Below are 12146 nucleotides of genomic sequence, written 5' to 3' on the forward strand. Positions count from 1 at the left end.
TGTCCCCTGTTGACCCGACCCGGCTCCCGTCGCTCGGATAATAGGGTCGCGCTATCCCATTTTAGGCCTGCCGCCTGAGTAGCATTTCCACGGCAAAATATTCGTCGCGACGGTCGAAACGCACGTCCCCTCCGTGCATCCGGGCCACCGCCGCGACGAGAGAGAGGCCGAGGCCCGCCCCTGCTATCCCCCTGGCAGGGTCCAGACGCCCGAAGCGGCGCAATGCCTCGGCCTCTCGTTCGGGCGCGATGCCCGCCCCTTCGTCCGCCAGCCCGACGATAATCTCGCCCCCTTCACCCTTCAGATAGAGCGTCATCGTCCCCGCCCCATATTTGAGCGCATTGTCGATGAGGTTCACCAGCGCCTGGCCCAGCAGTTCGCGATGGACCGGCAGCGTTGCGGGATGCGCGATGGATATGGCCAGGGCGCGGCCCTGTTCCTCGCTCACCGGTTCATAGAGTTCGCCCATGTCGATCAGCATGGCCGCCAGATCGGTCGCGACGAAGCGATCCCGCCCGATCCCCGCCTCCATCCGGCTGACCTCCAGCGCGGTGGCGAGCATCGCCAGCAACTGGTCGGCCTCGCGGCTGATCCCGTCGATCGCCTCGCGCAGCACCGCCGGATTATCCGACTGCATCGCCCGGTCGATCCGGGTCCGCAACCGGGTCAAGGGCGATCGCAGGTCGTGGGCGATGCTGTCCGTGACAGTGCGCAATTCGGCCAGCAGCGCGCCGATCTGATCGAGCATCCGGTTGATCGTACGGCCCAGCGTGTCGAAACTGTCGCCCGATCCGTCGAGCGGCACGCGCCGGTCGATCTCCCCTGCTCCAACCCGTGCGGCGGTGGCGGCGATATGCCCGATCCGCCGGTCGATGATATGGACCACAAGCCATGCGGCGACGATGGCCAAGGGCAGCGCCATCAGCAATGCGGTCAACAGCGTGCGCTCCACCGTCTGGCGGATCTGGTCGCTGTCATCGGTGCTTTCACCCACCAGCAGGCGAGCGCCATCCCGCAACCGGGTCGCGGTGATCGTATAGGGGGCAGCGTCGGTGTCGCCGATGCGATAGAGCTTCGCCGTGACCCCGGCGGTATCGGCGGGAATGACCGGCGGCCAGCCCGACAGATTGCCTGCGATCCGGCGGCCATCCGCTTGCGCCAGCAGCAGCACGGCATCGCTTTCGTCCTGCGCATGGGCGGTGACCGCGCTGGCCAGCGCCCGGCGGCCTTCCTGCCGTTCGATTTCCAGCAAGGTGTCGCGCGTGTCGCGCGCGATGGCATTGTCCGCCGCGTCCAGACTGGCGTGGACCAGCTGCGTGACTGACAGCAACAGCGCGCCGCCAAAGACCAGTTCCAACAGCAGGATCAGGCCGATGAAGCGCGCATGGGACGATCGCAGCCAACGCAGGGCGCGGTTTGCGGTCATGCGGCCCGCCTCATTCGCCCAACCGATAGCCCGCGCCGCGCACGGTATGGATCAGGGGTTGGTCGCCATCGGCATCAACCTTGCGACGCAGGCGGCTGATATGGACGTCGATGACATTGGTGCCGGGGTCGAAATGATAATCCCATACCCCCTCCAGCAACATCGTCCGGGTGACCACCTGTCCGGCATGGCGCATCAGATATTCCAGCAGGCGAAACTCGCGCGGTTGCAGGTCGATGACGCGTTCGCCGCGCTTCACCTCGCGCTTGAGCAGGTCCATGCGCAACGTGGCGCAGGTGAGGACAGTCTCGACATGGGTGCCGCTCCCCCGCCTGCGCATCAGCAGTTCAAGGCGCGCGTGCAGTTCGGCAAAGGCAAAGGGCTTGACCAGATAATCGTCCGATCCCGCGGTCAGCCCCGTCACCCGGTCATCGACCGATCCCAGCGCGGACAGCAGGATGACCGGCGTTTCGATCCCCGCCGCCCGCAACGCGCCTAGCACCGCCAGCCCGTCCATGCCCGGCAGCATCCGGTCTAGGATGATCGCGTCATAGCCACCGTCGGTCGCCATGAACAGGCCGTCGCGACCATTGGCCGCATGGTCGCCGACATGGCCATGTTCGGCCAGCCCCTTGCGTATGAAGTCGGCGGTCGTCCGGTCATCCTCTACCAGCAAAATCTTGCGACCCATGGGAATGATCCTTCTCACCGATGCCGGCCTTGCCGCACTGCCAGATTATCGCCCGATAGGGAATGCCGTGGCGGTCGAGCATGAGCGGCATGGCGCAATGGCCCGGCGCGCGCACCAGTGCGCGCGCCGCCTCCAGCGTCACCGTCGGTCGGCCCGCCATGCCGGTCAGCTGGTCCCCGACCTGAATACCATGGCGATCGGCGATGCCGCCGCTGCGCAGGCTGGTCACCACGATGCGGTGGCGGTCATCCTCGCCCAAGGTCAGGCCCATGGCATCGCTGACCGCCGTAGGGGATGAAGGCGCACGCGCCAGCCGGGTCGCCAAGAGCGGCGCAAAGGACGCCAGCACCATGGCGGCCGCGTAGAAAGGGCGGGCGGACCAGATCATGCCCGACCTTCTAGCCACCATCGTCTGTCACCGCGCTGTCCGCTACATGACATAGAGTTCATGCAAAGGTCACCGATCCGATGGATAGAGGGGCGCAGAAGGACGACGATAACAGAGCAGAGGTCCGACCGATGATGCGCAGGCGTAACAGACGATGGATGGTGGCCGTCGGCGCGCTGCTGGTGGCGATCCTGCTGGACTTTGCCTGGATCGGCTATTTGGGTGGCACTCTCTTCACGCCGATGCGCCCTGTCCCTTATCAACCCCGGCCGGGCGCTCCAGTCGCGATCCTGTGGTCGGGCGACATGGGATTTCGTGTCGGGATGGCGCCTGACGTCGCGGCCAGGCTGGTCGCCGACGGCATACCGGTCGTCGGCGTCAATTCGCTGCGCTATTTCCGCACGACCCGAACCGCATCCGATGCCTCAGCCCTGCTGGAGGCGGCGATCGGCCAGGCGCACAGGATCAACCCCAAGGCGCAGCTGATACTGGTCGGCCAATCCTATGGCGCGGACATGCTGCATGTTGCGCTGAGCCAACTGCCGCGCGCCGAGCGGTCCTCGATCGGGCTGGTGGCGCTGGTGGTGCCGGGGGCGACGGTCGAATATAGGGCGTCGCCATCGGAAATCTTCACCTTCGCCATGGCGGAGTCCGACGCGCTCCCGACCGCGCGTCAGCTGAGCTGGACGCCATTACTCTGCATTCAGGGGCGCGACGAGACGTCGAGCCTGTGTCCCTTGCTGCATCAATCCAACGCCCAGTCAGTCGCATTGCCGGGCGGCCATCGGCTGAACGGCGATGTCGATGCCGTTTATGGCCTGTTGCGCGCGGCGATGATGCGCGCCCACCTGATCGGAAGGGCGTGACCCATGCCGCGCCTCCGCCCGTGGCTGATCTTCGCCGGAGCATTGCTGCTGCCGCAGGCTGCCTTCGCCATGGCCCCGATCGAGGGCAACTGGGTCAATCCACATGGCAGCGTGGTGGTAACGACCGGCGCTTGCCGCGATGCGCTATGCGGCTGGGTTCGCTGGGCCGACGCTCACGCCACCGCGGATGCAGCCGACGCGGGCGTCACCCATCTGGTCGGCACCGCATTGCTCCAGAATTATCATTCTCGCGGGCCGGGGCGCTGGGCTGGCTATGTCTTTGTACCCGACAGGGGCCGCAGCTTTTCATCCACGATCGAGCAGATCGACGCCGACCGTTTGAAGATATCGGGCTGCCTGCTGCGCGGCTGGCTGTGCAAGAGCCAGATCTGGACGCGGCAGAGGGGGTGAGGACGGTATGATCGATCGTATGACGGCGGCCCGCCCGTTCGAGCGGCATCGCATGACCCTGTCGGTCGGCATCGTTCTGTTGTTGGCCGCAATGGGTTTCGTGGCGCTCGACCATCTGCTGCAGGATGTCCGCCTGCATCAGGTCCGGCTGGCCTGGCATATGCTGCCCACCGCCAGCCTGCTGGCGGCGGGGGCGCTGACGGCGATCAGCTATCTGACGCTGACGCTCTATGACGTATCGGCATTGCGGGCGATCGGCCGACCGCTCCCCTATCGGACAGCGGCCCTTGCATCCTTCACCAGCTATACGCTCAGCCATAATCTTGGGCTGTCGCTGCTGACCGGCGGGTCGGCGCGCTACCGCATCTACAGCGCGGCAGGCCTGCCCTTCAGCGATATCGCCCGCGTGGTGATGATCGCGAGCGCGACCTTCTGGAGCGGGGTGTTCGTGCTGGCGGGCGCGATGCTGGTGTGGCGTCCGCAGGTCATGGCGATCGGCGCGCTGGCGGGATCGGCGGATCTGCTGCGGGCGCTCGGCATCGCGCTGCTGCTGGCGATGGCGGGCCTCGTCGGCTGGGCGGGGCCGCGCGGACGCACGATCCGGCTGCGCGGCTGGAGCGCGCCGGTGCCGCCCGCGACGGGCATATTGGCGCAAATCGGCATCGGCGCGATCGACCTCGCCGCCGCCAGCGCCGCGCTGTTCGTGCTGGTCCCCGGCATCGGCATCGACCAATGGCCCGCCTTCTTCATCGGCTATACGCTGGCGATCATCGCCGTCCTCATCACCCATGTGCCAGGCGGCATCGGCGTGTTCGAAGCGGTGATGCTGGCCGCGCTGCCCGGCACGGGGCGGCCTGAATTGGTCGCCGCGCTGCTCGCCTATCGCCTGATCTATTATGTCGCGCCTTTGCTGATGGCCGTCGCGATCGTTCTGTTGCAGGAGGGCAGCCGGTGGCACCGGCCGATCGCGCGCACATTGATCGGTATGCGGGCCGTCGCATCGGGCATTGCACCCATGATGATGGCCGCGCTGGTCTTTCTGGGCGGCGCGGTGCTGCTGGTGTCGGGATCGCTGCCGACCGTGCCGGGCCGGGCCGCAACCCTCTCCACCCTGCTGCCCCTGCCATTGACCGAAATATCGCATCTGGCCGGCAGTCTTGTGGGCGCAGCACTGCTGATCCTGTCGGCTGGCCTCTATCGACGGCTGGACGGCGCCTTCTGGCTGACGCGCCTGTTGTTGATCGCGGGAGCGGCCTTTTCGCTGCTCAAGGGTCTGGACTATGAGGAAGCGGTGGTGATGCTGCTGATCGCAGCGGCCCTGCAATGGACCCGCCCGGCCTTTTATCGCCGGACGCATCTGCTGGCCGAAGCCTTCTCGCCGGGCTGGCTGGCGACCGTCGCGGTGGTGGTCGGCCTGTCGATCTGGATCGGCTTCTTTGCCTACAAGCATGTCGATTATCAGAATGACCTGTGGTGGCAATTTGCCCGGCGCGGGGATGCGTCGCGTTTCCTGCGGGCCAGCTTTGCCGTGGCGATCCTGCTGGCGGGCGTCGCATTTCTGCGCCTTTTCCGGCCCGCCGCACCCGCCCGGCAGGATGTCAACGCCGCCATCGGCCCAAGCGAAGCGGCCATGGCGCTGGCCCAGCGGACCGACGCCAATCTGGCCCTGACCGGCGACAAGCGCTTTCTGCTGTCGGCGACGGGTCAGGCCTTCCTGATGTATCAGATACGCGGCCATAGCTGGATCGTGATGGGCGATCCTGTCGGCGCAGTCGCGGAATGGAGCGACCTGCTCTGGACCGTGCGCGAACAGGTGGATGCCGCGCAGGGTCGCCTGCTGCTCTACCAGATCAGCGCCGCCGCCCTGCCGCTGGCGATCGAACTGGGGTTGCAGATCACCAAATATGGCGAAGAGGCGCATGTCCCGCTTGACCGCTTCACGCTGGAGGGGCCGGACGCCAAGCCGTTGCGCTACGCCGAACGGCGCGCGACGCGCGAAGGCGCGACCTTCGCCATCGTCGCTGCCGCCGACCTGCCTGACATCATCGACGAACTAGCGGAGATTTCGGCGCACTGGCTCGCGGCCAAGCGGCATCGGGAAAAGGGGTTCAGCGTCGGCCGCTTCGATCCCGCCTATCTGGCCCATTTCGATTGCGCGGTCGTGCGCGTGCAGGGACGGATCGTCGCCTTCGCCAATATATGGACAACGCAGGACCGGTCGGAACTGTCGGTCGATCTGATGCGCCACCGCGACGACATGCCCTATGGCACGATGGATTTTCTGTTCATCCATCTGATGCAATGGGGGCAGGCGCAGGGCTATGCCTGGTTCAACCTTGGCATGGCGCCGCTGTCGGGGCTGGACGCGCGGCGGCTGGCCCCCTTCTGGTCGCGACTGGGCGCGATGCTCTATCAGCATGGCAATGCGCTCTACGGCTTTGAAGGATTGCGCGCCTATAAGGAGAAATTCTCGCCCGAATGGGATGCGCGCTTCGTTGCTGGACCCCAGGGCGTGACCTTCGCCCGCACCCTGATCGATGTTCAGGCGCTGATAGGCAGCGGCGGCGGATAGGGTGCAGACCCATAAATGACGAACTTGTCATCCGCCGGTAAATGGCGGGACAGTCGCGTCGGCCCATCATGCCTGCCGGTTGAAACGGGGTTGCCGGTCATGCGCAGGATCATTCGGACCATCTCCACCTTCATTGCCGGCAGCTTGCTGGTCGCCACCGGGGTCGGCGCGCCGGTCAGCGCTTCGGCGGACCGGGGGGTGACGGTATCGGCCTATAGCCTCGCGCCATTTGGGGGCATCCGCCTCTATCGCCCCGGCGACCCACCCCGCGCGACGGCCCTGTTCCTGTCTGGGGATGGCGGGTGGAACGCAGGCACGGCGGCCATCGCCCATGATCTGGCGGCGCACGGCATATTGGTGGCGGGCGTATCCACCCCCACCTTCCTGCGCGCGCTGGAGCGGGGCCGGGAGCGCTGCATCAATCCCAACTACGCGCTGGTCGCACTGGCGCGCGATGTCCAGCATCGCGCGGGCGTCCGTGCCTATAGGAAGCCCATCATCATCGGCTATTCGGCAGGCGCGACGCTTGCCTATGCCAGTCTGGCGCAATGGCCCGACGGCGCGTATCAGGCCGTCATATCGCTGGGTTTCAGCGCGGACATGCCGGGCGCCAAGCCCTGGTGTTCCGCACCGGGGTTCAGCGCCCACGCCATTACAAAGCCCAGCCGCGGCTGGCTGTTCGCTGCCAACCGCCGGATCAGCCTGCCATGGATCGTGGTACAGGGCAGGCGCGACAGGGTGGTCGATTTTGCCGCCGCCCGGCGCTTCGTCGCGGACGTGCCGCACGCCCGCCTGATCGACCTGCCCCAGGGCGATCATAGCTTTGCCGACCGCACCCGCTGGATGCCGCGCCTGATGGCCGCGCTGGGGCCGATGCTCAACCCAGTCGACGCCGCCAATGTCGCCGACCTGCCCCTGACCATCGTGCCGCCAGCCAGGCGCGGCGACTATGATGACAGGATGGCGGTCATCTATTCGGGCGACGGCGGCTGGGTCGGGCTGGACCGCGACATCGCCAGCCAGCTGGCGGCAAAGGGCATCCCGGTCGTCGGCATCGACAGCCTGTCCTATTTCTGGAGCCAGCGCACGCCATCTGGCGCTGGGCAGGATCTGCGCCACATCATTGCGGCCTATATCGCGCGCTGGCACCGGCCCCGCGTCATGATGATCGGCTACAGTTTCGGCGCGGATGTGCTGCCCGCGATAGTCGGCACGCTCGATCCGCAAACGCGCGACCATATCGCCAGCCTGTCGTTGCTGGGGCTAGGGCCGACCGCCGATTTTCAGTTCCACCTCGCTTCATGGCTGGACCTCGATTCGGCCCAGGCCCAGCCGACCGTGCCTGCGATCATGCGCCTGCGCGACGTCCCCATCCGCTGCATCCGCGGCACGCTGGAGGAGGAAAGCGCGTGCCCCGCCATCCCGCGCCGCTTCGCAACGCAGATCGTCGTGCCGGGCGGCCATCATTTCGGACGCAATGCCGCGTTGCTCGCCACCATCGTCCTCGCCCCGTCATCGCGGCAGAGGGTGTGACGCGAAAGCCTTACGCCCCGATTGCGTCCGCCCGCGCCACCAGAGCGCGCGCTTCCTCGACATGCATCGTCTCGATCATCCGCCCCTCAAACCGCTCCGCCCCGCCGGTTGCCGCCTCGATCAGCCGCCGTGCGTCGGCCAGCGCCTGCGCGTCCGGCCCGAACACCCCGTTCGCCACCGCCACTTGGCCCGGATGGATCAAAGTCTTGCCATCGAAACCCAACGCATGGCCCGCCACACATTCCGCCGCCAGCCCGTCCAGATCATCCAGCCGGTTATACACCCCGTCGAACACCGCGATCCCCGCCGCCCGCGCCGCCAGCAGAACCGCCTGCATCGCATGGCTCAGCCCCTCGCGCCCCGCACCCGCCGGTATGCCCAGGTCGCGGCGCAGGTCGTTCACCCCCATGAACAGCCCCGCGCACCCCTCGCCCGCCGCGATTCCCGGCGCCGCCAGCACGCCCTTCGCGCTCTCGATCATCGCGATCACCGGCTTTTGCGCCACGCTGAACACATCGCGCACCTGTTTGGCGCTCTCCACCTTGGGCAGCACGACATAATCGACCGCCGCCCCCTTCATCGCGACCATATCCGCCCCGTGCCAGGGCGTCCCCTCGACATTGATCCGCACGCCGGTCAGCCGCGACCCGAACCCTTCGGCCAGCGCCGCCACGGCCCCCGCCCGCGCGTCCGCCTTCGCCTCGTCCACCACCGCATCCTCCAGGTCCAGGATCACCATGTCGCATGGCAAAGTCCGCGCCTTGGCGATGGCGCGCGGGTTGGACGCGGGCAGGAACAGCAGCGAGCGGGCATGACGCAGCAACATGGGCAGACTCTCCTTGGTTTGACTTTCCCCGTTAACGAATAAGGCGCATAGTCCAAGCCTCTTTCGGGGAGACCATGATGCTGACGACCTTCGCCCTCACCCTCACCGCGCTCGTCCTCTTCTACCTCGCCGTCAGTGTGAAGGTGGTGCGGCAGGGCTATCAATATACGATCGAACGCTTCGGCCGCTTCACCGAAGTCGCCCGCCCCGGCCTCAATTTCTACCCCGCCTTCTTCTACGCCGTCGGGCGCAAGATCAACATGATGGAGCAGGTGGTCGATATTCCGGGGCAGGAAATCATCACCAAGGACAATGCCATGGTTTCGGTCGACGGCGTGGTATTCTTCCAGGTGCTGGACGCGGCGAAAGCGGCCTATGAAGTGTCCGAACTCTATGTCGCGATCATGCAGCTCGCCACCACCAACCTGCGCACCGTCATGGGCTCGATGGACCTCGACGAAACCCTCTCCAAGCGCGACGAGATCAACGCGCGGCTGCTGTCCGTGGTCGATCACGCGACCAACGCCTGGGGCATCAAGATCACCCGCGTGGAGCTGAAGGACATCCGCCCGCCAGCCGACATCGTCAACGCCATGGGCCGCCAAATGAAGGCCGAACGCGAAAAGCGCGCCAACATCCTTGATGCCGAAGGCGCACGCGCCGCCGAAATCCTGCGCGCCGAGGGCGAGAAGCAGGGCCAGATCCTGCAAGCCGAAGGCCGCCGCGAAGCCGCCTTCCGCGACGCCGAAGCCCGCGAGCGCGAGGCGGAGGCCGAAGCCAAGGCAACCCAGATGGTCTCCGACGCGATTTCCGCCGGCAACCCGCAGGCGCTCAATTATTTCATCGCCCAAAAATATACCGAAGCCGTCAGCCAGTTCGCCAACAGCCCCAATGCCAAGACCATCCTCTTCCCGGTCGAAGCCACCCAACTGATCGGCACGCTGGGCGGCATCGGCGCATTGGCGAAAGAAGCGCTGGGCGGCGACGGAGCGCCAACGCCCCCTGCACCCGCGCCAAGACGCGGCCCCTTCGGCCAGAGCCAGGGGTAAGGGCCATGCGGGCGCAATCCTCACTTAGCCCCTCCTCTTTAGGTTCAAACGAGGCACGTGACTCGTTTGAAGGGTTGGGGTGGGGGCTATCGTCTCGACCTAACGCTTGGGGCACGCCCCCACCCCCAACCCCTCCCCTGAAGGGGAGGGGCTTAAATCCTCAACACCAACCCAGCCCCCGGACCCCCACCCCATGACCCTCTCCACCCTGCTCGAAGATCATTGGGCCTGGCTGGTCCTCGCCGCCTTGCTGGGCATCGCCGAAGTGATGATCCCCGGCGTGTTCCTGATCTGGATCGCCATCGCCGCCGCCATTACCGGCCTGACCGCGCTCGCCCTGCCCATCGGCCTGCCCCTGCAACTGCTAATCTTCGCGGGGTTGAGCATCGCCGCCGTCTGGGCCGGCCGCCGCTGGTACACCGACCACCCCGTCGCCTCCACCGACCCCCTCCTCAACGACCGCACCGCCCGCCTGATCGGCCAGACCGTCACCGTGGTGGAAGCCATCACCGGCGGCGAAGGCCGCGTCAAAGTCGGCGACAGCGTCTGGAGCGCAGTTGGCGCGGACGTCGATGTGGGCGCACGGGTGCGCGTGGTCGCGGCTGAAGGGACGGTGTTGCGGGTGGAGGGGGTTTAGGGACGGGATCGTGCTAGTCTCGGTCATTCAACGCCGGAACCACCAATGGCAAATTCTGTCGTCTCGTTCAGCCTAAAAACGCTTTGCCAGCAGCGCGCAAGAGCCACCGCGCTTCCCGATGAACGTCTATCAACATCTCGTCGTCACTTAGGACGCCGCCGAAGAATGTGCCTAAAGCTGCGAGGTGCATATCCATCACATGGTTGACGAGCTTATCAGTGTTATCGCTGAGGTTCCCGTGGTGGACCCAGCGAGTATAGAGTAATGTCATGCACATCGCGTATCGAAAGATGAAATAGCCAAAGGCATGAAAATTTAGTTTTGGATATTGATGCTCCGGCACGTTGGTATTGATAAACAATGCGCGCGAAACTGCATACATTATATCAATTAGCTTACGTTGGGTGTCATCGTTGTAAGGAACCCGTTTCCGTAGCTGCTCTAATTCGTCCTTGTTGAACCGCTTTTTCATGTTTCGAAAAACTGGCTGAATATACTGAACTGTGGCGGCAATCTTCTCGATTTGCGCTTGTGCCTGCTTTTCGGCACTTGCGAGAAACTGGCTCATCACCTCATTCTCGTGACTTTGTAGAACGTCATCATACCACTGAGCGAACCCCGTCGTCTGCCGTTTGTCGATCAATCGACGGGCATCTAAAGCTGACGTGATCGGGAGGCCATAGATGCTTGTGACGCCCCGCAAAACCACCACTTGAGCAGGATAAATGCGAACGATCTCGAAGCTCTTTCCAACAGTCAGGGCGGGCTCACGCTTGTGCATTTCAACAAGCACTTCCTCCGCAATCGCGATTCGGTTTGATCGACTAGTAGCGAGGTACTCGCGCAGCGCAGATTTTTGGAGGAAGTTGCTATCGGCGATCAGGATAGGCATCAGTTAATCACCAATACCGCAAGTTGACATCCGTCAATGGTGGTCATCCCCTTCAGCCCTCCTTGATCTTGACTATTCGCTATAGACGATGCCCCGCCCTACGCCGATCATGGTCGCCCCCCTCAAGCCGCCCGCCCCAACCCCTCGCTCACTTCCCACCCCCGGCAAGCCAGCAAGATCGCCCTCGGCACCTTCTTCTCGCCATTGGAATAATAGGCGACCATCCGGCGCGACACGCCGAGCGCTTCCGCCGCCTTCGACAGCGACAGGCCATGGCGCATCCGCCACTCCATAAAGGCACGCGTATCGCCATGGCCGGTGGCCGACAGGGTTTCGAGCCACAGAAAGTCCGCCCCCATTTCCACGCCGCAGGGCCAGGACAGGCTATGTCCCCAATCCCCCAGTTCGACCTGCGCAAAGGCCTCAGCCTCGCGCAAGGCCGCAAAGGCGCGATCCCCCAGCACGGGGCCAAGATCAACGTCAACAGCTATGCCGTCCGACCAGTCCAGATGCAGCGACGCAGCCCCCGTCGCGCGCACGGCGGTGATGGTGCGGCTCTTGTCGGTGATGGTCATCCGTTCAACTCCTGCCATGTCTGCATCAGCAACGCCTGATGGGGCCGCGCCCAGTCCAGCGCCTCGGCCAAAACCGCTGCTGGCACCGTGCCGACGATCAGGTCGAAGGACGCGATCGATACCGAGCAGCGAAAGTCCGGGCCTTCGATGTGAAAATGCGGCACGCCATGGTCGCGGCCATAGACCGCAATCTTCCAGCGTGAACCGCGAAACATCGTGACCATGGGCGCATGGTAGTGCAACTATTGCACCATATCAACCCCTGTCCTACAACCCGCCT

The 12146-nt window shown here is 65.1% G+C and carries 13 protein-coding genes; 6 read left to right on the plus strand and 7 right to left on the minus strand.

What is annotated here, in order from left to right:
* Positions 1 to 61: 61 nt before the first annotated feature.
* From KRZ98_RS05435 to KRZ98_RS05445, 3 genes are read right to left on the minus strand one after another with little or no spacing between them, the layout of a single operon-like run.
* Positions 62 to 1426, minus strand: coding sequence for a HAMP domain-containing sensor histidine kinase (locus tag KRZ98_RS05435; RefSeq protein WP_217672650.1), 1365 nt, complete (start codon positions 1424 to 1426; stop codon positions 62 to 64).
* A gap of 10 nt (positions 1427 to 1436) precedes the next feature.
* On the minus strand, positions 1437 to 2117 hold the full coding sequence (locus KRZ98_RS05440) for a response regulator transcription factor (protein WP_217672651.1): 681 nt from the start codon (positions 2115 to 2117) through the stop codon (positions 1437 to 1439).
* On the minus strand, positions 2086 to 2505 hold the full coding sequence (locus KRZ98_RS05445) for a PDZ domain-containing protein (protein ID WP_217672652.1): 420 nt from the start codon (positions 2503 to 2505) through the stop codon (positions 2086 to 2088). Before KRZ98_RS05445 ends, KRZ98_RS05440 begins: the two co-directional genes overlap by 32 nt.
* Positions 2506 to 2636: 131 nt before the next feature.
* Between KRZ98_RS05445 and KRZ98_RS05450 the strand changes: the two genes are divergently transcribed.
* The 4 genes from KRZ98_RS05450 to KRZ98_RS05465 all read left to right on the plus strand — a co-directional run bounded on the left by KRZ98_RS05450 (position 2637) and on the right by KRZ98_RS05465 (position 7887).
* Complete coding sequence (locus tag KRZ98_RS05450) at positions 2637 to 3371, plus strand: virulence factor (RefSeq protein WP_254798124.1); 735 nt, start codon at positions 2637 to 2639, stop codon at positions 3369 to 3371.
* Between the two features lie 3 nt (positions 3372 to 3374).
* Positions 3375 to 3782 (plus strand): DUF2147 domain-containing protein, encoded by a 408-nt coding sequence (locus KRZ98_RS05455; RefSeq protein WP_217672654.1) that lies wholly within the window; start codon positions 3375 to 3377, stop codon positions 3780 to 3782.
* 7 nt (positions 3783 to 3789) lie between these two features.
* Positions 3790 to 6354, plus strand: coding sequence for a bifunctional lysylphosphatidylglycerol flippase/synthetase MprF (gene mprF, locus KRZ98_RS05460; RefSeq protein ID WP_254798125.1), 2565 nt, complete (start codon positions 3790 to 3792; stop codon positions 6352 to 6354).
* Between the two features lie 99 nt (positions 6355 to 6453).
* Positions 6454 to 7887, plus strand: coding sequence for an AcvB/VirJ family lysyl-phosphatidylglycerol hydrolase (locus KRZ98_RS05465; protein ID WP_217672655.1), 1434 nt, complete (start codon positions 6454 to 6456; stop codon positions 7885 to 7887).
* A 10-nt stretch (positions 7888 to 7897) separates the two neighbouring features.
* On the opposite strand, the gene KRZ98_RS05470 is transcribed toward KRZ98_RS05465, so the two are convergent.
* Entirely contained in the window at positions 7898 to 8713 is an 816-nt protein-coding gene (locus KRZ98_RS05470; protein ID WP_217672656.1) for a CoA ester lyase, read from the minus strand.
* Positions 8714 to 8790: 77 nt separating this feature from the next.
* On the opposite strand from KRZ98_RS05470, the gene KRZ98_RS05475 reads away from it, so the two are divergent.
* Complete coding sequence (locus tag KRZ98_RS05475; RefSeq protein WP_217672708.1) at positions 8791 to 9762, plus strand: SPFH domain-containing protein; 972 nt, start codon at positions 8791 to 8793, stop codon at positions 9760 to 9762.
* Positions 9763 to 9955: 193 nt separating this feature from the next.
* Positions 9956 to 10399, plus strand: coding sequence for an NfeD family protein (locus KRZ98_RS05480; protein ID WP_217672657.1), 444 nt, complete (start codon positions 9956 to 9958; stop codon positions 10397 to 10399).
* A 67-nt stretch (positions 10400 to 10466) separates the two neighbouring features.
* Here KRZ98_RS05480 and KRZ98_RS05485 read toward each other — a convergent pair whose 3' ends face one another.
* The 3 genes from KRZ98_RS05485 to KRZ98_RS05495 form a co-directional block, all read right to left on the minus strand.
* Positions 10467 to 11291: a hypothetical protein gene (locus KRZ98_RS05485; protein ID WP_217672658.1), complete on the minus strand. Its 825-nt coding sequence runs from the start codon at positions 11289 to 11291 to the stop codon at positions 10467 to 10469.
* Between the two features lie 122 nt (positions 11292 to 11413).
* The gene (locus tag KRZ98_RS05490; RefSeq protein WP_217672659.1) at positions 11414 to 11866 is read right to left on the minus strand and encodes a DUF2442 domain-containing protein; all 453 of its coding nucleotides are present in this window, start codon (positions 11864 to 11866) and stop codon (positions 11414 to 11416) included.
* Positions 11863 to 12090 (minus strand): DUF4160 domain-containing protein, encoded by a 228-nt coding sequence (locus KRZ98_RS05495; RefSeq protein WP_182913927.1) that lies wholly within the window; start codon positions 12088 to 12090, stop codon positions 11863 to 11865. The genes KRZ98_RS05490 and KRZ98_RS05495 overlap by 4 nt, the downstream gene beginning before the upstream one ends.
* Positions 12091 to 12146 lie beyond the last annotated feature (56 nt).

It is taken from the genome of Sphingobium sp. AS12 (assembly GCF_019097845.1).
In the GTDB taxonomy this organism is placed as follows: domain Bacteria; phylum Pseudomonadota; class Alphaproteobacteria; order Sphingomonadales; family Sphingomonadaceae; genus Sphingobium.

Bases quoted from the DNA above. Each gene is read 5' to 3' on its own strand.
- KRZ98_RS05435 (WP_217672650.1), bottom strand. From the start codon at position 1,426: ATGACCGCAAACCGCGCCCTGCGTTGGCTGCGATCGTCCCATGCGCGC.
- KRZ98_RS05440 (WP_217672651.1), bottom strand. From the start codon at position 2,117: ATGGGTCGCAAGATTTTGCTGGTAGAGGATGACCGGACGACCGCCGAC.
- KRZ98_RS05445 (WP_217672652.1), bottom strand. From the start codon at position 2,505: ATGATCTGGTCCGCCCGCCCTTTCTACGCGGCCGCCATGGTGCTGGCG.
- KRZ98_RS05450 (WP_254798124.1), top strand. From the start codon at position 2,637: ATGATGCGCAGGCGTAACAGACGATGGATGGTGGCCGTCGGCGCGCTG.
- KRZ98_RS05455 (WP_217672654.1), top strand. From the start codon at position 3,375: ATGCCGCGCCTCCGCCCGTGGCTGATCTTCGCCGGAGCATTGCTGCTG.
- mprF (WP_254798125.1), top strand. From the start codon at position 3,790: ATGATCGATCGTATGACGGCGGCCCGCCCGTTCGAGCGGCATCGCATG.
- KRZ98_RS05465 (WP_217672655.1), top strand. From the start codon at position 6,454: ATGCGCAGGATCATTCGGACCATCTCCACCTTCATTGCCGGCAGCTTG.
- KRZ98_RS05470 (WP_217672656.1), bottom strand. From the start codon at position 8,713: ATGTTGCTGCGTCATGCCCGCTCGCTGCTGTTCCTGCCCGCGTCCAAC.
- KRZ98_RS05475 (WP_217672708.1), top strand. From the start codon at position 8,791: ATGCTGACGACCTTCGCCCTCACCCTCACCGCGCTCGTCCTCTTCTAC.
- KRZ98_RS05480 (WP_217672657.1), top strand. From the start codon at position 9,956: ATGACCCTCTCCACCCTGCTCGAAGATCATTGGGCCTGGCTGGTCCTC.
- KRZ98_RS05485 (WP_217672658.1), bottom strand. From the start codon at position 11,291: ATGCCTATCCTGATCGCCGATAGCAACTTCCTCCAAAAATCTGCGCTG.
- KRZ98_RS05490 (WP_217672659.1), bottom strand. From the start codon at position 11,866: ATGACCATCACCGACAAGAGCCGCACCATCACCGCCGTGCGCGCGACG.
- KRZ98_RS05495 (WP_182913927.1), bottom strand. From the start codon at position 12,090: ATGGTCACGATGTTTCGCGGTTCACGCTGGAAGATTGCGGTCTATGGC.